Source organism: Paludibacterium sp. B53371 (assembly GCF_018802765.1).
Taxonomy (GTDB): Bacteria; Pseudomonadota; Gammaproteobacteria; order Burkholderiales; family Chromobacteriaceae; genus Paludibacterium.
In genome coordinates this window covers 442,588-465,316 of sequence record NZ_CP069163.1, presented here as the reverse complement: position 1 = coordinate 465,316, position 22,729 = coordinate 442,588, and the positions used below count along the sequence as shown (strand labels likewise).

Below are 22,729 nucleotides of genomic sequence, written 5' to 3'. Positions count from 1 at the left end.
CGTTCATTTTGGCTGCCGCCTCAGACAAAGTTCTTGTGCGGCGGCGGGTTGTTCAGATCGAAGCCGCCCGAGTACTTCTGCACAATCCCGCTGTTGACGTTGCCCTCCTTGGCATCCCACAGGAAGTTGTTGCAGGAGTGGGTACGGCAATTGGCATAGCAATCCTTGTGGACGTCAATCTCATTCTTGACCTTGTCGATGACCTTCCAGTAATGATCGGACTCGACGATTTCACGGAAGGTCTGCTTGGTCAGATCACCGAGCAGATAATCCTGCTGATACTTGCCGTCAAAGAACATACCGCAGGTGTACACCTTGCCGGTGCCTTCGGTATACAGCAGGAACGGCGCGCCCAGGCACTGGTCATAATCGCGCTTGCCACCGTTGGTGATCTTGTCCCACTTCACGACCACGCGATAATCCCCCGTGCCATAGCCCTCGGCCTCCAGCAGCAGGGGTGCGTACTTCTCGTAATCATCCAGACGCTCATAGAAACCAAGGTCGTTTTCCACCGTGTCGCTGCAATGCTTGACCTGGAAGTAGTCAACGCCCAGCTCCTGGCCCAGCTTGGCCAGCGGCACCACTTCACCGATGTCCTTCGGGGTCAGCACCATCTGCAGGCCGATATCCAGCTGCAGGTTATGCTTGCGTTTGTACTCCACACAGAAGCGGATCTTTTCGATCACGGTATCGAACATCTTGCTGGCATGGATCCGGCGATACGACTCATCGGAGGCCGCGCTGATATTGAATCGCAGCCAGGACAGGTGCTCCAGCGCCGCCTGACCATCACGACCGGTATCAAACAGTACCCCGTTGGTCCCCGCCGACATATCGATGCCCGACTCCTTGCCCACCACCACGGCCTCATAGAAGTGCGGGTTGAGCGTCGGCTCGGCTTCGCCAATCAGGGCGATCGAACGCACGCCCATGTCGCCGGCACTGCGCAGATAATTGTCGATCAGCGAATGGCGATCAATATACTTCTTGGCGCTTTCCTTGTAGAAATTGCCTTGCGTGACGCCATAGCAGTAATGGCACTTGATGTTGCAACCCTTGGACAGGCCCGAGTCGATATGGATAGGCGCAAAAATCTCGCCATTTTTCCAGGCCTTGAAACGGTCAAGATGCCAGAGCATCTTGTTGCCATCCATCAGGTATTTATCCTGGGAGGAAATGTGCTTGCCCTGGGCATTCAGCGTGGACGGCATATTCCGCTTGAGCTGGGACAGGTCAACAACCTGATCCGGCATATTCTGATTGCGGCGGAAAAACCGCGAATGAGAACTTTCTTCCTTGATGATATCGTCCATTTCACGCTCCATGTCCAACAGTTCAAAATCACCCTGCAAAAGGGAAACCCAGCAACGTCTGGACATCCCTGGGATACAGCCCCTTCGGCGGATTTTCTGGATCTACCCAAATGGCTGCCGCACCCTCAAAAACCGGGTAATGATCGTTATGTAACTCGGCACTGAAAAAATAAGCCAGTTCTTTGTGGTCAGGTTCGACTGCCGCGACCCGCGCGGCATGAAACGCAATGTCGACACAAAACCCCAGTTCCTCCTGCATCTCCCGCAAGGCCGCCGCATGCGGCGTCTCGCCATGGCGAATGCCGCCGCCGAAGAAGCCGACACAAGACGGCATGATCGGTGCATCATCGGTGCGCAGCTGCATCAGAAAGCCATGCCGGCGATGCCAGAGAATCAGCAGCGACGACACCAGGTCACAGTCCCCGCTGTGTCTGTCCACCGGACAGTGGATCAACTCAGCCGCGTTCTGCATCACGCGCCTCCAGATAGGCCTGCAGTGCCTCGCGCCAGGGCCGCAATACCGGACCGCGCCGCGACACCAGCGGGGTTCTCAGATTCTTGCGCCCGACAAAGGGGAAATCCCGGTACGAAGCCGGCAACACCGTCACGGCCGGCGCCACATGCGCCATGACCGCCTGCATCACCTCATACAGCGAAGCACGTCCCTGATTCGACAGGTGATAGACGCCGTAGCGGGCTTCCTGCAGCAACAGGGCATACACCGCATCGGCCACATCCAGGCTGTAGCAAGGCGAGCAGAGAATGTCCTGCGAAGCCCGAATGGTCGTTTGGCCATTCGCCACCAGACTCAACATTTTCTCAACAAACTGATTCTGTTTATGACTCGGGCCAAACAGAATCGAAATACGGGCAATATAATATTTAAGAGCAGTATTTTGAACCAGACAATCGCCACCCCATTTTGTCATGCCATAGACATTTACCGGATTGGCTGAATCTGATTCATCGTATTCGGTTTTTTCCTCATCACCATTAAATACGGCATCCGTACTAAAGTGCAGCAAAGTCGCCTGATATTCATTGGCCATTTTGGCCAGGGCATACGGAAACAGGGTATTGACGGCATAGGCGGCCTGCGGATTCTGCTCGCAGGGATCAATTCCCAGATAACCCACCGTATTGATGATCGCCCAGGGACGGTATTGTTCGATGAAGGGTCGCAGTGTCTCCGGTCTGGCCGCATCGAAATCACGGGAAGCCAGACCGACCAGCGCGATATCCGCCGGACAGCGCTGTTGCAGCGCCAAGCCCATTTTCCCGGAATGCCCCAGCAGTAGAACCGTTTTCTTCATATCCCATCCTGTTTTCATGCCGCGATAAAAACCATGATTACGAAAGGACTATTTAACGACGCCAGACAAATCGAAAAATAACCGGGAAAGGGTTTTCTGGCATTATCGCAGCAGTAAGACATCTTTCGTCAAGCCACAGAAAAACTTAAGTCGGCACCAGAAAAAAATCCGGCAAAACCCTATATATACCAGGGTTTTGCCGTCCTTCGGCTGGCCTTCAATTCAGGGCCATTTGCACGGTTTGCACGATCCCGGCGGCGGTCAATCCCTCTGCCTGCAGATGATTGGCCTGGCTGCCATACTGATGCCGAAATGCAACGGGCAAGCCCAGACGCCGGATCACCGGCATGGGGCGCGGCAGGTCCGCCAGGGTCTCCAGCACAGCCGTGCCCAGGCCTCCGTCACGCAGATGCTCTTCGACCGTCACCACCAGCCGGGCCTTTTCGGTCATCTGCGTCAGCAAGGCCACATCCATCGGCACCACAGTCGGCAAGGACAGTACCGCACAATCCACCCCAGACGCGCGCAAGCCGTTCGCCGCTTCCAGCGCGGCATGCACCATGATGCCGGTCGCCACCAGCAGCACCTCGCCCGGCTCGCCATAGGCACGACCGACACCGATATCGAAGCGGCCCAGCGGGTTAGCCACCACCGGATCCTTGCCCTTGGCCAGGCGAATATACATCGGCCCCGGCCACTGCAGCGTGGACGGCATGAAGCTGCGCATGTCCTCGGCATCGGTCGGCACCACCACGGCCATCCCCGGCAAGGCGCGCATCAGGGCAATGTCTTCGATGGCGGTATGCGTCGGCCCCAGCGGGGCATACACCATGCCGCCGCCATTGGCGATCAGACGCACCGGCAACTGGTGCAGACACACGTCGACCGCCACCTGCTCCAGACAACGCCGGGTCAGGAAGGTCGCAATGGTATTCACATACGGGATATAACCGGCCATCGCCAGACCGGCGGCCATGCCGATCACATTCTGCTCGGAGATACCCTCGATGAAAAAACGGTCCGGATACGCCGCCTGCATTTTGGACAGGGTACCGGGACCAGGATCGGACCCGATGTACACGACACGCGGGTCCTGCTGGGCCAGCTCATAGACCATGTTCAGGCAGGTATTACGCATGCTCCCCTCCTCCCAGCGCGGTCTGGATCGCCGCCAGTTCAGCCTCGGTCAGGGCATTCTTGTGGTGCCAGTCCGGGTTGTTCTCCGCCTGGGGAATGCCCCGGCCCTTGATGGTGTGGCAAATCAGCACCGACGGTTTGCCGGCTTCAAACGGCAACTGCTGCAAGGTCTGGCGCAAGGCCACCACATCGTGGCCATCCACTTCGCGCACACCGAAGCCGAAGCTGCGCCACTTGTCGGCCAGCGGGGCCATGTCCTGCACCTCGCTGACCGGGCCATAGGACTGCAGCTTGTTGTGATCGACAATGGCCACCAGATTTTCCAGGCCATGCTTGCCGGCCGACATCGCGGCCTCCCAGACAGAGCCTTCATTCAGTTCACCATCCCCGGTCACGACGAACACACGCCAATCCTGCTTCTGCATGCGTGCCGCCAGAGCCAGACCCAGGCCGATCGACAGACCATGCCCCAGCGCCCCGGTCGAGGCCTCGACACCAGGCAGACTGCCAAATTCCGGATGGCCGCCCAGGCGGCTATCGTATTGGCAGAAAGTCTGCAGCTCTTCACGCGGAAAGAATCCCTTGTCGGCCAGAATCGCATACCAGGCCAGGCAGCCATGCCCCTTGCTGAGGATGCAGCGATCGCGCAGCGGCCAGCCCGGCTCGTCGGGCCTGACACGCAAAATATCGTCGTAAAGCACACGCATGACCTCGACCAGCGACAGCGCCGGACCGGGATGGCCACGCTTGGCGGCCACCATGGCCGATACCACCAGCTGACGCAAAGCCAGCGAGCGCGCATCCAGCGCGGCCACACTGAGCTCAGAAGGATGGGCAGTCATCAATCACCTCCTGCAATTGCACGAAGAACCCCCGGGCCAGCTCAAGCTGCTGTGCACCGGCCTCGGCCAGGGAGCGCTGCTCGCCCGCCAGCACGCGGCGTTGCCAGATCTCGGGGATAAACACATTCAGAATAATCAGACACCACAGGCTGCCGCACAGCCCGAGCATGGCTGGCAGCCTGGCGGCAAACAGCGGGTCGCGCGGCGCAAACTGCTGCAGCGCCCGGGTCAGTGCCATGCGGCGCATGGCGGGCGACAGGGCAGAACCGGGATGCAAGACCAGATCACAGCTGAATTTCACTGCGTCATCCCAGCCAAAATATTCAAAATCAAGAAAACACAGACGGCCATCGCGGCGGCGCAGCAGATTGTGCCGGCCAAAATCCGACGGCGACAGGCACAGGGCGGACGCCGGCAGCGGTGCCGCCAGCGCACAGCCATGCTGCGCCAGCAGCGCGGCATACGGCGCCAGCAGGCCCTGCTGGAAGGGCTGCAGCGTATTCAGGGCAAAATCGCGCAGCGCCTCATGCTGCGACAGCACAGGCTGAAGACGTTGCCAGCGCTGCGCGAACTGCCTTTGCGGCGCGGCGAAATCCAGGCTGGCGTGCGAGGCCGCCGGCAAGTCCTGCGCATCCGGCGCCAGACGCAATCGGTCCAGCGCGGCCACCAGGGAGAACATCTGCTCGAGATCCGCAGCCGCCAGTGCCTCCGGGCGCACCCCCTCAATCCATTCGTAGATGGCGATCCGCCGCGCCGGATCACAGGCAATGGCCTGTGGCGTCAGCGTGACACCATGCCGGAACAGGAAACGCAACGCACCGAATTCCGCGCCGAGGCGATCACGGTCATCCGGCGGATAATGCTTCAGCACATAACGCTGCCCGGCCACCGCCAGCAGAAACAGCTGGTTATTGCCGCCCCCCGGCATAGGCTCACAGGACTGCACGGGCATCCCGAGCAGGCCCTCGGCCAGGTCTTTCATCGTCATCACGTTGCAGCAGGCCATAGCACGTCACTCAGCGTGGCCCAGGAAGGCAGGGCCGTCAGCGGCGGATGCTGCCGGTTGCCGGGCGCAAACCACAGCGCACGGCAATCTGGCGGAAAGGCGCCGTCCAGCAAGACCTCGGGCAGATCATCAATGAACACCCGGCAGCCCTGACGGGCAATGGCCGCCAACTTCTCGCCCCGCTCGTCGTGAAACGAGACATCCCCCGCGACAAAGCCCAGCCCATCGGGGGCAAAGAAGCCTCGCTGCAGCATCCAGTCCATGGCCGCCTGGCGCAAATCCACCTGCTCGGGATCAAAATGACCATAGCGGGACTTGTGGCTGATGATGCGCAGTACGGCGCCCTCTTGCCTGGCCCGTTGCACGAACTGATCAAAGCCGGGGAACACGCTGGCCAGACCGATTTCCCGGCCATAGACCAACCCCTGCAAACGCATCCAGGCCTGCTCGCCGGCCTGTTCGCGCACCCGCTGCCTGACTTGCGCCTTGTCGAGACCGCTGGCCTCGTCCAGCAGTCCCATGGCACAAGCCACGCGGGCAAAGGCCTGATCATAGCAGGCAATGGTATTGTCGAAATCGATGCCGATGATCAGCGGGCCGGACGCAGCCTGGGCCACGTCCGCTACCGCAGCCTGCCGTTTCATCGGGTAAACGCCTGCACCCACTCGTCGAGGTGGTCTTCCAGCAGATAATGCCGACCCACCCACTCACGCAGGGCATCCCCTTCGCGATAAGCGGCATCCAGATCATGCACCCGCTCACGGATGGCATCGGTCCAGGCTTCCACCGTGTTCGGCACACGCTTCACCGGCGCCTGGTTGGTCTGGTACGGATAGATATCGGTACACACCACCGGCCAGCCCATGGCACCGTACTCCAGCAGACGCAGATTACTCTTGCTCTCGTTGAAGGCATTCACCTCCAGCGGGGCAATCGCCAGGTCCAGATTCAGACTGGCCATGGTGCCCGGATAATCCTTGAAGGCCACCCAGTTGCGCTTGACCTTGATGAGATCCTCCAGCTCCTTGGGCCACATGCCCATGAAGACCCAATCCACTTCATCCGCCGTGGCCCGCACCACTTCCTGAATAATCTCCAGGTCACCCTGATGCTGCTGCGCGCCGACCCAACCTACACGCGGCTTCGGTCCGACGCTGCGCTTCGAGCGCAGATTCCACCACATTTCCTTGTTCAGTCGGTTCGGCACCAGGCGCACATCGCCGATCAGGTCGCGGCAGGCTTCGGCCAGTGGTTCGGTCGAGACAATGGCACGGTCAACCAGCGCCAGGCACTCGCGCATGCGACGGCGCGCATCGCGGAAGTTGGCTTTGATGTGCTTGTAGAGCGAGCTCTTTTCCGGCAGATCCGTCAGCAAGTCGTCGATCGTCACGATGCGCAGCTTTTCCGGGAAGAACTCACGATAGAAGCGCGAGGTTTCCAGATGCATGTCGTTGAAGCCGTTTTGCGACACCAGCACATCCGGATTCATGCGCTCGATTTCCAGCGGCTTGGGCATCAGGTTACGGTTCTGCTCCATGCGGATGCAGCAAACCTGAGCCTTGCCGGCCACCGCCAGCGCACGCAGCGGTTGCACCACACGATACTCGCCACTGCCGCCGGCAATGGCGGCAGCCAGAATGCGTGGCCGCTCGGTGAACTCAGGATCCCAGGTATAGGGAATGCCATGCTCGATGGTCAGCGGGGTGTTGCGCAGGGTCAGGTTGCGGTTGTAGGCCCGGTCATTGGCCAGTTCCTTCATCCAGTGCTCGAACATATACATGTGTTCGCGCTTGCTGCGCTCGGCAAAGCGGCCCTGCTCGATCGGATCGGCCAGACGGGCATTGACGCTCATGCCATGGTGATGCACCAGGATGGCATAAGGCGTCCACAACAGCTTGTAACCGGCGCGGCTGATCCGCAGCCCGAACTCGATATCATTGAACAGTACGCTGAGTTCTTCATTGAACCCGCCGACCTCCTGGTACACATCACGGCGCACCAGCAGGCAGGCGCCGGTCAGGCCGGAGAGACTCATGTCGCACTGGTTACGGTTCATGTAGCCAGGATCATCCAGCTTGCAGTCCATGCCGTAGTGATTGCCGATCGCCAGCATGATCTGGCCATTGCCCAGCACGATCCCGCCATGCTGAACCATGCCGGTTTCCGGATACACCAGTTTGGCGCCGACAGCCCCGACTTCCGAGTGCTGCGCATGCATCAGCAGGCGCTCCAGCCACTCGGGCTGAACGATTTCAATATCGTTGTTCAGCAACAGGACATAGTCGCCACGAGCGGCACCGGCCCCGAGGTTGCACTGCGCCGAGAAGTTGAACGGTGCATCGTAAGACACCACCCGTACGCGATCCGGATACTCCGCCACCACACGTTCGTAGTAATCCAGTACATCCGGGTCCTGACTCTGGTTGTCCACCACCAGCACTTCGAAGTGCTGGTAGGCGGTCTTGGCGAACAGACTTTCCAGGCAGGGCTGCAGGAATTCCAGCTTGTCGCGGTTCGGGATCACGATCGACACCAGCGGCTGACCCTCTACCGGGTACTCGACCTTGAAGATGCCGGGACGGGCACCGTCCAGCACCTGCCCCGGGCGGCCGAGGCGTGCCAGATGCTGCTCGATCGCCACCCGCTGTGCGGTCCACTCCAGCACACCTTCTTCGACCTGCGGCAGGTGGAACATCGGGAAGGCAATGTGGCCGATCGACGACTCGCCGTACTGTTGCGACATCCGCAGCAACAGCTCGTAGCTTTCCTTGCCCGGGAAGGCGGCAAAGCCGCCGACATTCATCACGGCCTGCTGATTGAAGACGCAGGCAGCACCGATGTAGTCCCAGGACAGCAGGTACTCCAGATTGAAGTCAGGCTTGAACTGCGGATCGGAGAAGCTGCCCGGCAGCAGCAACTGGTCATGGTCGGTATAGACGGCGGCCAGATGATCCTTGCCCTGGACATAATCGCCCAGACGCAGCAGGCACTCCGGCGACAGCTCGGTGCCCGGCGGCACCAGTGCCAGCCAGTCGCCCGGCAGGTCGGTCACAATGGCATTCAGCCCGGCCACCACCTGCTCGTCGTTCTCCAGCGATTCGACCTCCAGCCAGCCCAGCAGATCGGTGCTGTTGAAAATCGGATCCGGGGCCGGGAAATCGGCCACCACGATCAGCCGCCAGGTCTGATACATCTGTTGCTGCAGAGACTGGATGGTGCCACCCAGCGCCTCCAGATTGGCCTGCGCCACCTTCATCACCAGGGTGATCAGCGGTTTGCGGTGCCACTTGGTCAGCATGCGTTCGGCCAGGATTTCCACGTCGACTTCGCGCAGGCCATGGGCGTCTTGCCACAGCAGGTATTCTGTCGACCCCGCCGAGGCACGGGCCGGATGATCCGCAGCCATGACGGCGGCACGGCCGACACGGATCAGGGCATTGCCCATGTCGTCATAACGTTCGTAAATCTTGCTGAACAGCGCCTTCAATCGTCCCGACTCACGGCCGGTCATGTGATCTTCGGCATCTTCGCGCTGCCGCACTTCGACCGTGGTCTGCTGCAAATGGATGAACTGAGTGGCACGAGACAGGCGAATCAGCAGATCCCAGTCCTCCAGCGCCGTCAGGGTTTCATCGAACACCCCGACCTGATCGAACCAGGCGCGGGCAAAGGCATAGATATTCACCGGCAGGTAGTTGGCCACCTGCAGACGAACCATGTCGTAATCTTCATGCACGAAGTAGCGGGAACGCTTCACCTCGCGGCGCACGCCCTTGTCGACCGACTCCGTCACCAGTTCAGCGCCGGTGTAGACCACGCACTCCGGATTGGCCACCAGACCATCGCGCAGCACCTGCAGGTGATTCGGCTGCATCAGGTCATCGTCATCCAGGAAGCAGACAAATTGGCCACGGGCCAGCTTGATGGCGGTATTTCGTGCTGCAGACAGGCCGCGATTAGGTTGACGGACATAGGTGATACGCGGATCACGGCCAGCCCATTCGACGGTGTTTTCCATCATGTCACCGCCATCATTGACCACCAGCACCTCAAAGTCCTGGCAAGTCTGCGCCAGAATGCTGGCCACGGCATCCTGCAGCATGCGCGGGCGCTTGTAAGCGGCAACAATCACCGAGAAGAACGGTCCGTCCTGCACCGCGATCTGGCTCTGGCGCGTCGACTTGTTCAGCACGGCACGCAAGGCCGGCGAGACCACGGTGAGCGGATCCATCTTGATCAGCGTATTGAAGCGCTGGCGGAAATACTCGAAGCGCTCGTGAATATACTGATCCATCTCCTGGCTCGGCGGATTGGCGTGCTCGACATAGAACAGGTATTTGCCATACAGCAGGGTGAAAATATTACCCAGCTGACCGCTCAGACGCGGCAGATTGGTTTCGACCAGATAGCGGTCCAGCAACAGCATGTGCTCGACAATCGCCATCCCGCTGGCGGCATAGGTATCCACACTGGACGCCTGCTTGGCATGCTGGCGGAACACCGAAATCACTTCGTTGGTGAATACCCCGCGCACATTGCGCAGGCTCAGATCCAGCATCATGTCCCAGTCGGTGGCGCGGAAGAAGCGCTCCCCCGGGAAGGCCTTGAGCGTCACATCGAAGAAGGCCTCGCGCAGCTGCAGGACCTCGTTGCGGAACAGGGTCGAGCCGATCTGGATGTAGCAGTCATGTGCCAGTTGCGGGGCAAATTCATCGCGGGTACCGGCATAGGGCTCGGTCAGCCAGCCGGGATGCTGCAGTTTGAAAATATTATTGTCGGCTTGCTGAACGTTATAGCGACCGAAGGCATAGCCGCACTCCGGGTGGGCATCCAGTGCGGCCTTGAGCGTCTTGAGTGCGCCGGGCATCAGCGCATCATCGGCACTGACCACCATCACGTACTCGCCCTGAGCCAGGCCGACCGCATAGTTGTAGTTGAGGATGGCGCCCAGATTGACCAGGTTGCGGTAACCATGCACGCAAGGGTACTTGGCCTCGTATTCGGCAATCACTTCCGGCGTATTGTCGGTCGACGCGTCATCGCAGATCAGGATCTCGAGGTCGTCGATGCCCTGAGCTAGCACGCTGTCGATGGCCGCTGGCAGATATTTGCCATAGTTATACGCTGGAATGACGATAGAAATCATGCACCCTCCCGATTTCGGAATCTCAATGGTTTTCGCCGCCATACCCCCATCCGTCACCAGGGCATGGCAGTGGCAAATAATAATTCAGACAACATAACGCGCCGCGCCGGAGCCGCTCAAATGAAATTGATGTGCGGCACGCTTTGCTGCACCAGCCGGTCCAGATAACGGTTGACCTCATCCATGCGGCAATTCTTGCGGCACTCGTGAATATCCAGGTCATGGCGCACATAGCGGAAGTTTTCCCGGCGCTTGTCGCCCTCCCAGATTTCCTGGAAGGTATTCTGGTTGATGTTGCCGTATTCAAAGCGCTGGTCGAGCAAATAGGCGCTGCAGCCGTACACACGGCCATCCGCCATGACATAGCCCCACAGAAATGGCGTGGACTGGCATTTCTTGTAACGGGTTTGCGGGTCTTCCTGATATTTGCGCATGGTATGCGCACGGAAAACCACCTGGAACTGATCGGTATTCAGCGGCTCCAGCTGAGCCGCCAGATCCAGATACCCCTGATAATTGACATGCTCGTATTCATGCGTTTCGCTGAACAGGTGCTGTGAATAAGGTTTGATCACCAGATAATCTGCACCGATTTCATCACGGCAAATGCGTGCCAGCTCCACCATCTCGTGAGCATTTTCCGGTAGCAGCAAGGTCTGCACGCCAATCACGGTATCCAGCCCGTGCGCCCGCTTGTAATCGCTGGCCGCCCGCAGGTTGTCGATCACGCGCTGGAAATCACGTTCGCGCGTGCGGTGAATGGCGGCGTAGCTGGCAGCGCTGCCGGCATTGAGCGACACCTTGATCCACGACACCTTGTCCAGCGACTCTTCCACAAAACGCTGATTAAGCAACACGCCATTGGTCGTGAACGCCACATCGATGCCGCTGGCCTTGGTCATGGCCACGATCTCGTTGATCTTCTTGTGCAGCAGCGGCTCGCCTTCCCCGGCGTACATGATGCTCTTCACGCCCAGACGCGCCATTTCCGGAATGCGCTCGGCCAGCACCTGCTCGTCCAGCATCACCGCCTTGTAGCCGATGTAATCTACGGCACAGAAGGTGCAACGATGATTGCAGGCGCCCACCGGCGCCATCTCCAGATAAATCGGATAGACCGACTTGGCACGCTCCCAGTCATCGCCGACTTCCAGCAGCTGCGCCACGCGCTTCGGGTGATAGATCAGCTTGTGGCTGTCGATCAAAAACTTGTCCATATCACGGCCTTTCCCGGCTTACTTGAGTAGCGTGGTCGCGTACTTGAAGAACAATACCGGATCGACCGGCTCGCGGTTGCAGACGATCTGCACATCCAGCGCGGCAGAAATGCTGCCCGCCAGCACGGCAATCTCCGCCGGCAGCCCGGCGCCCATGCAGGCACCGGCCAGCGACAGGAAGGCATCGCCGGCACCGATGCGATCGACCACCTTGGAGGACAGCGCCGGGATCGACAACATGCGATCCTGACCGACCAGCAGGGCCCCCTGACTGCCGCGGGTAATGGCGGTCGCCCTGGCGGAGAGACGACCGTTGAGTTCGCTGGCAATCATTTCCAGCGGCGACAACCGGTCATGCGCGGCCAGACGGGCCTCGGGTTCGTTCAGGCACAGGAAGTCGGCACGCGGATAGCGGGTAATCACGTGATAGCCACGATTGCCACTGTTGATCTGGGTGTTGACCGCCAGGAAACGGGCATGGCGCGAGATGGCATTGGCGATTTCACGGGAAATCATGCCATTGCCGAAGTCCGGCACGATCACCGTATCGTAGTCGCCCGCATTCTCGGCCAGCCATTGGCAAACCTGCTGATCCAGCGTGGTGCGCTCCTGCTCCACGCCGCCGAAATACACTTCAAACAGCCGCTGCAGCTCCTGATCGACAAAACGTCGCTTGATCAGCGTCTGTGCCGTCGGGAACTCGATGGTCGGCAGCTGGACATTGGGGCGCAGCTTCTCGGTCACGTACTCGCGTGTGCCGGGCTCCTTGCCCAGTGCCGTCAGCAGCGTCACCTCCTGGCAGAAACCGGCCACATGATTGGCCACGGCGATGGCGCCACCGGCGAAACGCTCTTCCGAGGCGTAGCGCACGGCCAGGGTATTGCCCTTGCCCGTCTGCCCCAGCGTCGACACATAGTGATACTCATCGATGATGGCATCCCCGACGACCAGCACGCGCTGCGACTTGAGCTGTTTGACGCGGGCGATGAATTCGTCGAGCGGATATTGCTGCTTGAAGTCCGCCAGAAACGCTCGCGCTTCCGGCGAGAACACATCGAAATGGTTGTTGAGCAGACTGGTGGAGCTGAAGGTGATTTCATCCGTGAAATGCACATCGCCACCGTGAGCCCGAACGGCCTCGACTTCCAGCGCAATATTGCCGGTCAGGTCGGTACCGGCATCGACATAATCACTGCCCTTGACGTACAGCGAGGGCTTGAGGGCATGGATCACATTGATCGCCGTCTCGGCATGATTGATGGCGACATGATCCACGCAGGCCAATGCGGCCAGGTTCTCGGCGCGCAGGTCCTCGCCGAACACCGGGCGCCCGGGTCCCTTGCGCACGAAGGGGTCGCCGGTCAGGGTCACCACCAGCACATCACCCAGCTTGCGGGCGCTCTGCAGATGGCGGATATGGCCGGTATGCATCAGATCGAACGTGCCGTGGCACAACACCACCCTGCGCCCCAGCGCTTTCAGCTGGGCAACAATCGCTGCCAGATCGTCGAGAGAATGAATCTTGTGCTCGGTCATGTGCGCTCCGCCAGACAATCCGCCACGTAATGCAGCAAGAACAAATGAGAGACTTCGACTTCACCGTAATCGCCGGAGGGACTCCAGAAATTGATCTCCCCCAGCGTACGCAGGGGATTTTCGGCAGTGAAGCCGCTACAGGTCACGACCGAGGCCCCCGCTTCGCGCGCGGCAGCCACAGCCTGCAGGATATTGGGCGACTTGCCCGAACTGCTGATGGCAATCAGCATGTCGCCCTTGCGGGCATACAGTCCCACCATGCGGCCGAAGGCCTGGTCATAACCGAAATCATTGCTCATGCAGGTCATCAGCGATGGCTCGTGCAGCACCTGGGCACGCAACTTGCCCTTGTTGACCAGATCATTCTGGATATGCGCCGCCACGGCGGCACTGCCACCGTTCCCGATGATGAACACCGAGCCACCGGCATGCCGCAGGGTCACCAGCGCGTCCAGCAGGGCGGCAATGGCCGTATCCGCCGGGACCGGTCGATCCGCCTGAGTGCACAGCAAACCATTCATCACACCGGAAAAGCGCTCGCAGGCGCCTGACAGGGTTGCACTATTCATGATTTGTCCCCCAGGTTGTCGAACCAGCTCTTGGTGGCCTGTTCGATGCTTTTTGGTGTCCATACCGGCGCATCACGCCAGTCTTCCAGGCAGGCCAGCATATTGGCGACCCCCTGCTCCAGCGGGACCTCGGCCTGCCAGCCCAGCAGCCGGGTAATCTTGGCAGTATCGGCAAACGTGCAGTCCGGCTCGCCGGGACGTTTGGGGATATGCACTTTTTCACCGCCCAGCAGGGCCACCAGGCGATTGACCTGGTAATGACCGCCGCTGCCGACGTTCATGATCTCGCCCTCGACCCGGGAGGCGCCGGCCATCATGAAAGCACGCGCCACATCCGTCACATAGGTGAAATCACGACTTTGCTCGCCGTCACCCACCACGGTAAACGGCAGGCCTTTCAGCTTCTGGGCCAGGAAGACGCCAAACACGGCACCATAGGTGCCGGCAGTACGCGAACGCGGGCCGTAGACATTGAACAACCGCAGGGAAACCACCGGCAGATGGTAGACCTTGCCCCAGTGCATCACCAGCTCTTCCCCCATGGCCTTGGTCAGGGCATAGGGGTATTCGGGGCGGATCGGCGAGGTTTCCGGCGTCGGGTAAACATCCGGAATGCCATAGCAGGAGGAGGAAGCGGCATACACCAGGCGACGCACGCCATGCAGACGCGCCGACTGCAGGACATTGAGCGTGCCCTGCACATTCACCGAAAAATAGGTTTCCGGATCATCGATCGACGGCACGATATCGGCGCGGCCAGCCAGATGGAACACCTGCTCCACACCGGCAAAACAAGGTTCGAGCGCGGCGCGATCCCGAATGTCCACCTGATGGAAAGTGCAGGCGCCCCGGGCCAGCAATGCCTCGATATGTGCCCGTTTCCCGGTGGAAAGATCATCAACCAACACCACCTCGGCGCCCTGCTCAAGCAGCATTTCCGCCAGATGGCTACCGATAAACCCGGCGGCACCGGTAACAAGAGCTTTCATCTATCGTCACACCAATAAGAATGAATATTGTATCGGCCTCAAACGGCCTTACTTGAATGAGCGAACCTGCCAGGTCAGGAATTGAGCATTTGAAGCAATATCCGTTCCACGGAGGGCAAAGAGGTCGCCAGCACAGCCGAGGCACCGGAAAAGTCGACTTTATGGCCACTTTCCCCGCGACCGGCGGCAAAGTTTGCCACGACGGTCAGCATGGCATACGGCAAATCCTGCTCCCGCGCCAGCGCGGCCTCGGGCATGCCGGTCATACCGACCATGTCGGCGCCATCACGCTCCAGCCGGCGAATTTCGGCGGCGCTTTCCAGGCGCGGCCCCTGGGTGCAGGCATAGACACCGCCATCGACCAGATCAATCGACGCTTTGGCCGCAGCCTGAAGCAGGCGGGCACGCAAGTCGGGACAATAGGGATGGGTAAAGTCGGCGTGGACCACCGGCTTGTCGAGCCCCTCGAAGAAGGTATGCTCGCGCCCGGTGGTGTAATCGATCAGATCATCAGGCAACGCCAGCGTCCCCGGCGTCATGTCGGGGCGAATGCCCCCCACCGCGCCGATGGCGATGATGCCTTTGATGTTTTGCTGCTTGAGCGCCCAGATGTTGGCGCGATAGTTGATTTCATGCGGCGCCAGGGAATGGCCATAACCATGACGTGCAATGAAAACGACATGGCTTTCCCCCACCAGTCCGAACGTGAGGGCACAAGACGGTTCGCCGAATGGCGTACGCACGACCTGCCGGTGCGTCACTTCGAGAACCGACAGTTGCGCCAGACCACTACCGCCAATGATTGCCAGCATGCTGCCCTCCATCCATAAATTATGTCGCAACACTATGGGTGGGAGTGTATAGCCTTTGCGGGGCAAGGGATAGGGTGGCAAAGCGCCGAACGCCTCTCTTTGGGCGATTTGCCTCTCCCCACGCAGAAAAGCAAACAGGCCGATGCATCGCATCGGCCTGTCAGCTTGCCCAGGGGCGGAAAAACTTACTTCAGGGCATGGATGGCCGGCAGGTTACGCCAGGCGCCACGGACGTCCATGCCATAACCGAAGACATAACGGTCCGGCACGTCGATGCCGACGAAATCGGCAAGGATCGGCTTTTCCTTGGTGATCAGCTTATTGGCGAAAACACCGCTGTAGAATGCCTTGGCACCCATTTCCATGACTTTGTCGCGAATGGCGGCCATGGTATGCCCCTCATCCAGAATGTCATCCAGCACCAGTACCACGCGGTCCTGAACGTCTTCTTTCGGGGCCTGTTTCCACACCAGCTCGCCACCGTGCGTTTTGTCGCCATAGCGGGACACGTGCACATAGTCAAAATCCAGCGGGAAATGCAGGCGCGGCAACAGCTGGCCGGTAAAGACCACGGCACCACCCATGACGGACAGCACCAGCGGATAGGCTTCCCCAAGCTTGGCAGTAATTTCTTCGGCCATGCGATCTACGGCACTGCTGACTTCTTCCGCGCTGAACAGAATGTCCGAGCTATTCAGAATGCCCAGAGCTTCGGCTACGTTTGCCATGCTGACTCCTTTACTTCAAACCCCCGCGCCGCAGGCCGGACACGGGAGGATTACAATGATTGGTTTTTAGCGGTTGGCCAGATAATCCGCAAAGGCCTCGCCGACCTCGTGATGCTTCAGACCATAACTGACGGTGGCCTTCAGATAACCCAGTTTGGAACCGCAGTCATAGCGCACGCCGGAGAACGGCAGCGCCAGAATGTCTTCTTCCTTGAGCAAGGCCGCGATCCCGTCGGTCAGCTGGATCTCGCCACCGGCACCCGGCTTGGTATTGATCAGCTTTTCGAAAATGCGCGGGGTCAGAATGTAGCGACCGACCACGGCCAGGTTCGAAGGCGCCTCTTCCGGACGCGGTTTTTCCACAATCGAGGTCACCTTGCGATGGCCGCTGGCGCCATCACTCACCTCGACGATACCGTAGGAACCGGTTTCCGACGGCGCGACGGTTTCCACCCCAAGCACCGAGCAATGGGTCTCGTCGAACAACTTGACCATTTGCTCCATGGCACCCGGCTCGCCGTCGATCAGATCGTCGGCCAGAATCACGGCAAACGGCTCATTGCCGACCACCGGCTGCGCACACAGCACCGCATGGCCCAGACCCAGCGCCTCGGGCTGACGGGTGTAGACACAGGTCACCGACGGCGGCAGGATGCCCTGCACCATGTCGAGCAACTTCTGCTTGTTCTTGTTTTCCAGCTCGGTTTCCAGCTCATAGGCCTTGTCGAAGTGATCCTCGATGGAGCGCTTGTTGCGCCCCGTCACAAAGATCAGTTCGGTGATCCCGGCTGCAACGGCCTCTTCCACCGCATATTGAATCAACGGCTTGTCGACCACAGGCAGCATTTCCTTCGGACTGGCCTTGGTTGCCGGCAAAAAGCGCGTGCCCAATCCGGCGACCGGAAACACGGCTTTGGTAATTTTCTTCATTGGCGTACTAAGCTTTCTGAATTTAATCGGGCGTATTCTAACTTGCCGCAGCGACAGGCTCTAGCAATTTGCCGAATTATTGCGGTTCCAGCAGCGTGCTCAGCACTTCAGGCAACACCTGCAGCACATTCTGCCAGTCATGCAACGTCTGTTGGCGCAACAGGCGCATGGACGGATACCACGGCATCCGCTCCCCTTCGGCCGGGAACAGATTGCCCCCCAGGGCCGACATCAGCACCACGGTCGGCAAGCCCATGGCCGCGCCGAGATGGGCCGCGGCGGTATCCACCGTCACCAGCCCGTCCAGCTGCCCGAGAATGGCGGCGCTGTCGGCAAAGTCGGTCAGTGCCGGTTGCGCCAGCATGGCCTGCAGCTCGTCCGGCAGGGCCTCGGCCCCAAACTGCAGACTCACCCAGTCCGCGTCCAGCGACGACAACAAGGCGTGCAACACCTCGTGCGACAGACTGCGCGCCTGCCGGTCACGCTCATCCGCGCCGGTGCCGGCCTGCCCCGACTGCCAGACCAGTCCCAGCCTGGGACGACCACGCCGGGCAGGCAGTGACGGCGCCCACCGGGCAGTCAGGGCGGGATCCGCCGCCAGATAGGGCGCAAAGGGTGGCAAGGTGTCAGGCGTCAGTTGCAGCTGCATCGGCAGCGACATCAGGGACAGATGGAAATCCGCCGGCGGCAGCGGCGCTTGCGTGTCGAGCAGTAGATCCACGCCCGGCAAACCGGCCAACAGTCGCAGCAGGGGCGGCGCCACCCGCAGCACCACCCGGCATTCCGGCTGGCGCGCCCGCCACAGCGGCAGAAGACGCACCATCTGAAGCGTGTCCCCCAGCCCCTGCTCCTGCCAGAGCAGCAAGGTTTTGCCGGCGAGATACTCGCCCTGCCAGGCCGGCAGCTGCGCATCCATGTCCTGCTTGCGGGCCGCCAGACGCGGCAGGGCCCAGCGCTGCTCGTACCAGCGGAAACCGCGCAGCCACTCGCCGGACTGAATCAGGGCAATGCTGTAGTTGTAGGGCAATTCCGGTGGCGGGTCGCCGGCCTGGTCCAGTGCCTGACGGTAGATCGTCAGGGCCTCGTCCAGCCGGCCTTCGGCCTTGAGCAGCAAGCCCAGATTGGTCATGACGCGCGCGCTGTCCGGCGCCAGCTGCAAGGCCGTCTCCAGGCACAGATGCGCCTGCTCGAACTGTCGGCAATCCCGATACAGATTGCCCAGATTATTCAGGGCATCCTGGTAGTCAGGCCGGCTGTCCAGCGCCTCCAGCCACAATTGCTCGGCCAGCGACAGTTCGCCCAAACCGGCCAGCAGCAGGGCCAGATTGTTGCGGATCTCGGCCGAAGCCGGATTGATGCTCAAGGCTTTCATGAAGCCATCCAGCGCCTGCGGGTACTGGCCCAGCAGATAGGCCTGATTGGCCAGACCAAACCAGGCTGCGCCGTTGTCCGGCTGCAGGCGGGTCAGATGCAGAAAGGCATCATGCGCTTCGGCCGGCAGCGCCAGCTCGACACAGCGTTGCGCCAGCTTTTGCCACAGCACCGGGTTCTGACGCTGTCGCCCGGCTTCTTTTTTCAGTTGCAGCAACTCACCAGGAAGCGGATTCACCATCGCGTCTTACCCTTGCATGTCTTGCAGCTGACGCTGCACTTGCGCCAGTACCGGCAGCCAGTCACCAGCCACCGGCTGGCGCAGAACGCGGATACTCGGATACCAGGGGGCCTGCTCTCCCGTCACACCGAAGAACGGCGCCCCTTCCTGCCGCATCAGCAGCCAGACCGGATGCCCCATGGCACCGGCCAGATGGGCCACGGCGGTATCAACGCACAACACCAGATCCAGCTGGGCGATCAGCGCCGCTGTATCGGCAAAATCCTGAATCGCCGGCGCGTGAACGTGACCTTGCCAGCTGTCTGGCAAGGCACCGGGCCACAGGCTGACAAAATCGGCCAGCGGCAGCAGGCGCTGCAGCAAGCCAGGCTCGATCGACTTGTACTGCCGGGTCAGGTCCTGCGCGCCGACGCCCCAGACGCCTGACTGCCACACCAGACCGACGCGCCGCTTTCCGGGCTGACGGGCAGGCAGTCGCTCAGCCCACTGCGCCACCCGCTGTGGATCCGCCGCGAGATAGGGCAGGACCGGCAACTGATCGATTTCCGTCTGGAAAATGCCTGGCAGCGAGGCCATCGGCAGCTGCCAGTCGAATGGCACGCTGTCCGTGGCCTCGATCAGCTCGATGCCGGACAGCGAGGCGAACAGCCGGTGCAGACTGGCCGGGCAGGCCAACACCAGCCGCGCCTCAGGATGGGTGGCTCGCAGCAGGGGCAAAAAACGCGCCATCTGCAGACAGTCTCCCAGCCCCTGCTCGCTCCAGATCAGCAGACAATCCTGCCCCAGCGGCTCGCCCTGCCAGCGGCGTTCGGTAAAGCGCGGCGTCAGGATGGTCTGCCAGCGCGACTCGTACAGGGGCCAGGCCTCGCGATAACGCCCGAGCATGAACAGCGGAATCGACTGGTTGTAGCGGGCTTCATGGTAGTCCGGCGCCAGTTGCAGGGCATTGCCATAGGCCTCGACCGCTTCGTTGAGATACAGTCCGCCGGTCAGGGCATTGCCGAGATTGGTCCAGCGCGCCGGACTGTCACCCGCCAGCTCGATGGCACGCACATGGCATTGCGCCCCCTGGTCATATTGCAGCCGGTAGACGCGCACAATCCCCAGATTACTCCAGGCATCGGCATGCGCCGGGTCCAGCTGCAGGGCCTGAACCAGGAGCGATTCAGCGGTATCCAGCTGACCAAGTTCCTTGAGCAGTACGGCAAAGTTGACCAGCAGATTGACGGCATCCGGCTTGATGGCCAGCGCCAGGCAATAATCATCCAGCGCCTTGTCGAAAGCGCCGAGACGGTAATGGATCAGGGCACGGTTGGCGCGCGACTGCCAGTCCTGGTCATCCGCGGCCAGCAGCTGATCGAACACGGTCAGCGCGGCATGCAGTTCTCCCTGTGCCAGCAGATGGCACCCCTGTTCGAAATCTGCCACGCCCGCGTTGCCCTGATTCATGTCTTGGTCTCCAGCAATTGCCGTAATCCGGCTTCATCAAGGATGGCGATGCCCAGCGACCGGGCTTTGTCCAGCTTGCTGCCCGCCGCCTCGCCCGCCACCAGGTAGTCCGTCTTGCCCGACACGCTGCCGGCCACCTTGCCGCCGGCCGCCTCAATCAGCGCCTTGGCCTCATCGCGCGACAGGCTGGGCAACGTGCCGGTCAGGACCAGGGTCTTGCCGGCCAGCGGCAGGCTGGCCACATCGACAGCCGCTTCCTGTGGCCAGTGCACACCGGCTTCGATCAGGGCATTCACGACCTCGCGATTGTGCGGTTCGGCAAAAAAATCCAGGATGGATTCGGCCACGACCGGGCCGACATCCGGCACCGCCATCAGGGTATCGAGCGCACGCGCACGCTGCAGCGGATCGTCCAGCCCCTCCCCCAGTGCCATCAAGACAGACAGCTCGGCAAAATGCCGGGCCAGATCGCGCGCGGTGGCCTCGCCGACGTTGCGGATCCCCAGGGCGTAGATAAAGCGCGCCAGCGTGGTCTGCTTGCTGGCCTCGATGGCCGCCACCAGGTTGTCGGCACTTTTCTGCCCCATGCGCTCCATGGCCGCCAGCGTGGCCGCATCGAGCCGGTACAAATCGGCCAGGGTATGCACCAGCCCGCGGTCGACCAGTTGCTCGATCAGTTTGTCTCCCAGGCCATCGATATCCATGGCCCGGCGGGCGGCAAAATGCCAGATCGCCTGCTTGCGCTGAGCCGAGCAGAACAGGCCGCCACTACAGCGGGCGATGGCCTCTCCCTCTTCCTTGACGATATGCGAGCCACACACCGGACAGTGCGTCGGCAGGCGATAGGCCGGATACACCGGCTCCTGCGCCGGCGAGAACAGATCAGCCCCCGGCACATCGCGCATCGGCCGTCTTTCCAGTACCACCGACACCACCTCGGGAATCACGTCGCCGGCACGGCGCACGATGACCGTGTCGCCCACACGCACATCTTTGCGCAGCACTTCGTCCTGGTTGTGCAGTGTGGCATTGGTCACCGTCACGCCGCCGACAAAAACCGGCTGCAAACGCGCCACCGGGGTGATCGCCCCGGTTCGCCCGACCTGCTCCTCCACCGCCTCGACGACGGTCAGCGCCTCTTCCGCCGGAAACTTGTGCGCGATAGCAAAGCGCGGGGCGCGCGAGACAAAACCCAGCTGGGTCTGCTGATCAAGCCGGTTCACCTTGTAGACCACGCCGTCGATGTCATAGGGCAGCCCCGGCCGACGCGAGAGCACGGTTTCGTAATAGCCGGTCAGGCCATCCAGCCCCTGCACCACCGGCCGCAAGTCTGGCGCCACCACCGGCAGCCCGAGTTGCGCCAGCCAGTCCATCTCCCCCTGATGGGTGGACGGCCAGTCCGCCCCCTCGATGCGGGCGATGGCATAGGCAAAGAAGGACAGGTGGCGACGCGCGGTAATGCGCGAGTCCAGCTGCCGCAGACTGCCCGCCGCGGCATTGCGCGGGTTGGCAAAACGTTTTTCGCCCTGCGCCTCCTGCGCCTGATTCAGACGTTCGAAGTCGGCCTTGAACATCAGCACTTCGCCGCGCACCTCCAGCAGGGCGGGCCAGGCCTCCCCCTGCAGCCGCAGGGGAATGCCGCGCACGGTACGCACGTTCTCCGTCACATTCTCGCCGGTCAGGCCGTCACCCCGCGTCGCCGCCTGCACCAGCACGCCGTCGCGATACAACAGGCTGATGGCCAGGCCATCGAATTTCGGCTCGACGGCATACTCGACGGTGCCACTGGCCAGCTCGCGCGTCACGCGTTCGTCGAACTGGATCAGCTCGGCATGACGCAGGGCCGGATCGGTCTGTTCCATATCGGAAAAGGCATTGTTGAGCGACAGCATGGGAACGGCATGCGTCACCGGCTCGAAGGCATCCAGCGGGGCGCCGCCGACGCGCAATGTCGGCGAGTCGGCGGTTTGCAATTCGGGGAACTGGGCTTCGAGCGTCTGCAGTTCGCGCATCAGACGGTCGTATTCGGCATCAGGGACCGAAGGGGCATCCAGTTCGTAGTATTCGCGACCGTAACGGTCCAGCAAGGCACGCAACTCGGAGGCGCGTTGGTGAGGGGCAGTGGGCATA

Annotated in this window: 18 protein-coding genes; all 18 read right to left on the bottom strand. The window is 61.1% G+C overall.

Features of this window, described 5'->3' with window-relative positions:
* Positions 1–20 precede the first annotated feature (20 nt).
* The 18 genes from JNO51_RS02225 to ligA all read right to left on the bottom strand — a co-directional run bounded on the left by JNO51_RS02225 (position 21) and on the right by ligA (position 22,728).
* Positions 21–1,313, bottom strand: a complete 1,293-nt coding sequence (locus JNO51_RS02225) for a radical SAM/SPASM domain-containing protein (RefSeq protein ID WP_215780848.1) — start codon at positions 1,311–1,313, stop codon at positions 21–23.
* 28 nt (positions 1,314–1,341) lie between these two features.
* Complete coding sequence (locus JNO51_RS02220) at positions 1,342–1,722, bottom strand: NUDIX domain-containing protein (protein WP_215780847.1); 381 nt, start codon at positions 1,720–1,722, stop codon at positions 1,342–1,344.
* A gap of 46 nt (positions 1,723–1,768) precedes the next feature.
* Positions 1,769–2,626: an NAD(P)-dependent oxidoreductase gene (locus JNO51_RS02215; protein WP_215780846.1), complete on the bottom strand. Its 858-nt coding sequence runs from the start codon at positions 2,624–2,626 to the stop codon at positions 1,769–1,771.
* A 217-nt stretch (positions 2,627–2,843) separates the two neighbouring features.
* Positions 2,844–3,764 (bottom strand): transketolase family protein, encoded by a 921-nt coding sequence (locus JNO51_RS02210; protein WP_215780845.1) that lies wholly within the window; start codon positions 3,762–3,764, stop codon positions 2,844–2,846.
* Complete coding sequence (locus JNO51_RS02205; RefSeq protein ID WP_215780844.1) at positions 3,757–4,605, bottom strand: transketolase; 849 nt, start codon at positions 4,603–4,605, stop codon at positions 3,757–3,759. The genes JNO51_RS02210 and JNO51_RS02205 overlap by 8 nt, the downstream gene beginning before the upstream one ends.
* Positions 4,586–5,593: an aminoglycoside phosphotransferase family protein gene (locus JNO51_RS02200; protein ID WP_215780842.1), complete on the bottom strand. Its 1,008-nt coding sequence runs from the start codon at positions 5,591–5,593 to the stop codon at positions 4,586–4,588. The genes JNO51_RS02205 and JNO51_RS02200 overlap by 20 nt, the downstream gene beginning before the upstream one ends.
* The gene (locus JNO51_RS02195) at positions 5,593–6,255 is read right to left on the bottom strand and encodes a hypothetical protein (RefSeq protein WP_215780840.1); all 663 of its coding nucleotides are present in this window, start codon (positions 6,253–6,255) and stop codon (positions 5,593–5,595) included. Before JNO51_RS02195 ends, JNO51_RS02200 begins: the two co-directional genes overlap by 1 nt.
* A complete protein-coding gene (locus JNO51_RS02190) occupies positions 6,252–10,757 on the bottom strand; it encodes a glycosyltransferase (protein ID WP_215780838.1) in 4,506 nt (1,501 codons plus the stop codon). The genes JNO51_RS02195 and JNO51_RS02190 overlap by 4 nt, the downstream gene beginning before the upstream one ends.
* Before the next feature lie 116 nt (positions 10,758–10,873).
* On the bottom strand, positions 10,874–11,974 hold the full coding sequence (locus JNO51_RS02185) for a radical SAM protein (RefSeq protein ID WP_215780836.1): 1,101 nt from the start codon (positions 11,972–11,974) through the stop codon (positions 10,874–10,876).
* Between the two features lie 18 nt (positions 11,975–11,992).
* Positions 11,993–13,510, bottom strand: a complete 1,518-nt coding sequence (locus JNO51_RS02180; RefSeq protein ID WP_215780833.1) for a PfkB family carbohydrate kinase — start codon at positions 13,508–13,510, stop codon at positions 11,993–11,995.
* Positions 13,507–14,079, bottom strand: coding sequence for an SIS domain-containing protein (locus JNO51_RS02175; protein ID WP_215780831.1), 573 nt, complete (start codon positions 14,077–14,079; stop codon positions 13,507–13,509). The genes JNO51_RS02180 and JNO51_RS02175 overlap by 4 nt, the downstream gene beginning before the upstream one ends.
* Positions 14,076–15,068: an SDR family oxidoreductase gene (locus JNO51_RS02170; RefSeq protein WP_215780828.1), complete on the bottom strand. Its 993-nt coding sequence runs from the start codon at positions 15,066–15,068 to the stop codon at positions 14,076–14,078. The genes JNO51_RS02175 and JNO51_RS02170 overlap by 4 nt, the downstream gene beginning before the upstream one ends.
* Before the next feature lie 74 nt (positions 15,069–15,142).
* A complete protein-coding gene (locus JNO51_RS02165; protein WP_215780826.1) occupies positions 15,143–15,880 on the bottom strand; it encodes an S-methyl-5'-thioinosine phosphorylase in 738 nt (245 codons plus the stop codon).
* Positions 15,881–16,065: 185 nt separating this feature from the next.
* The gene (locus tag JNO51_RS02160) at positions 16,066–16,608 is read right to left on the bottom strand and encodes a hypoxanthine-guanine phosphoribosyltransferase (protein WP_215780824.1); all 543 of its coding nucleotides are present in this window, start codon (positions 16,606–16,608) and stop codon (positions 16,066–16,068) included.
* A gap of 66 nt (positions 16,609–16,674) precedes the next feature.
* Positions 16,675–17,538: a UTP--glucose-1-phosphate uridylyltransferase GalU gene (gene galU / locus JNO51_RS02155; RefSeq protein ID WP_215780822.1), complete on the bottom strand. Its 864-nt coding sequence runs from the start codon at positions 17,536–17,538 to the stop codon at positions 16,675–16,677.
* A gap of 76 nt (positions 17,539–17,614) precedes the next feature.
* Positions 17,615–19,150, bottom strand: coding sequence for a tetratricopeptide repeat protein (locus tag JNO51_RS02150; RefSeq protein ID WP_215780819.1), 1,536 nt, complete (start codon positions 19,148–19,150; stop codon positions 17,615–17,617).
* Positions 19,151–19,156: 6 nt separating this feature from the next.
* Positions 19,157–20,599: a tetratricopeptide repeat protein gene (locus JNO51_RS02145; protein WP_215780814.1), complete on the bottom strand. Its 1,443-nt coding sequence runs from the start codon at positions 20,597–20,599 to the stop codon at positions 19,157–19,159.
* Positions 20,596–22,728, bottom strand: coding sequence for an NAD-dependent DNA ligase LigA (ligA, locus tag JNO51_RS02140; RefSeq protein ID WP_215780811.1), 2,133 nt, complete (start codon positions 22,726–22,728; stop codon positions 20,596–20,598). Before ligA ends, JNO51_RS02145 begins: the two co-directional genes overlap by 4 nt.
* Position 22,729 lies beyond the last annotated feature (1 nt).

Excerpts from the sequence above, each read along its gene's own strand:
- JNO51_RS02225 (WP_215780848.1), bottom strand. The coding sequence starts at position 1,313 with ATGGACGATATCATCAAGGAAGAAAGTTCTCATTCGCGGTTTTTCCGC.
- JNO51_RS02215 (WP_215780846.1), bottom strand. The coding sequence starts at position 2,626 with ATGAAGAAAACGGTTCTACTGCTGGGGCATTCCGGGAAAATGGGCTTG.
- JNO51_RS02210 (WP_215780845.1), bottom strand. The coding sequence starts at position 3,764 with ATGCGTAATACCTGCCTGAACATGGTCTATGAGCTGGCCCAGCAGGAC.
- JNO51_RS02205 (WP_215780844.1), bottom strand. The coding sequence starts at position 4,605 with ATGACTGCCCATCCTTCTGAGCTCAGTGTGGCCGCGCTGGATGCGCGC.
- JNO51_RS02200 (WP_215780842.1), bottom strand. The coding sequence starts at position 5,593 with ATGACGATGAAAGACCTGGCCGAGGGCCTGCTCGGGATGCCCGTGCAG.
- JNO51_RS02195 (WP_215780840.1), bottom strand. The coding sequence starts at position 6,255 with ATGAAACGGCAGGCTGCGGTAGCGGACGTGGCCCAGGCTGCGTCCGGC.
- JNO51_RS02190 (WP_215780838.1), bottom strand. The coding sequence starts at position 10,757 with ATGATTTCTATCGTCATTCCAGCGTATAACTATGGCAAATATCTGCCA.
- JNO51_RS02185 (WP_215780836.1), bottom strand. The coding sequence starts at position 11,974 with ATGGACAAGTTTTTGATCGACAGCCACAAGCTGATCTATCACCCGAAG.
- JNO51_RS02180 (WP_215780833.1), bottom strand. The coding sequence starts at position 13,510 with ATGACCGAGCACAAGATTCATTCTCTCGACGATCTGGCAGCGATTGTT.
- JNO51_RS02175 (WP_215780831.1), bottom strand. The coding sequence starts at position 14,079 with ATGAATAGTGCAACCCTGTCAGGCGCCTGCGAGCGCTTTTCCGGTGTG.
- JNO51_RS02170 (WP_215780828.1), bottom strand. The coding sequence starts at position 15,068 with ATGAAAGCTCTTGTTACCGGTGCCGCCGGGTTTATCGGTAGCCATCTG.
- JNO51_RS02165 (WP_215780826.1), bottom strand. The coding sequence starts at position 15,880 with ATGCTGGCAATCATTGGCGGTAGTGGTCTGGCGCAACTGTCGGTTCTC.
- JNO51_RS02160 (WP_215780824.1), bottom strand. The coding sequence starts at position 16,608 with ATGGCAAACGTAGCCGAAGCTCTGGGCATTCTGAATAGCTCGGACATT.
- galU (WP_215780822.1), bottom strand. The coding sequence starts at position 17,538 with ATGAAGAAAATTACCAAAGCCGTGTTTCCGGTCGCCGGATTGGGCACG.
- JNO51_RS02150 (WP_215780819.1), bottom strand. The coding sequence starts at position 19,150 with ATGGTGAATCCGCTTCCTGGTGAGTTGCTGCAACTGAAAAAAGAAGCC.
- JNO51_RS02145 (WP_215780814.1), bottom strand. The coding sequence starts at position 20,599 with ATGAATCAGGGCAACGCGGGCGTGGCAGATTTCGAACAGGGGTGCCAT.
- ligA (WP_215780811.1), bottom strand. The coding sequence starts at position 22,728 with ATGCCCACTGCCCCTCACCAACGCGCCTCCGAGTTGCGTGCCTTGCTG.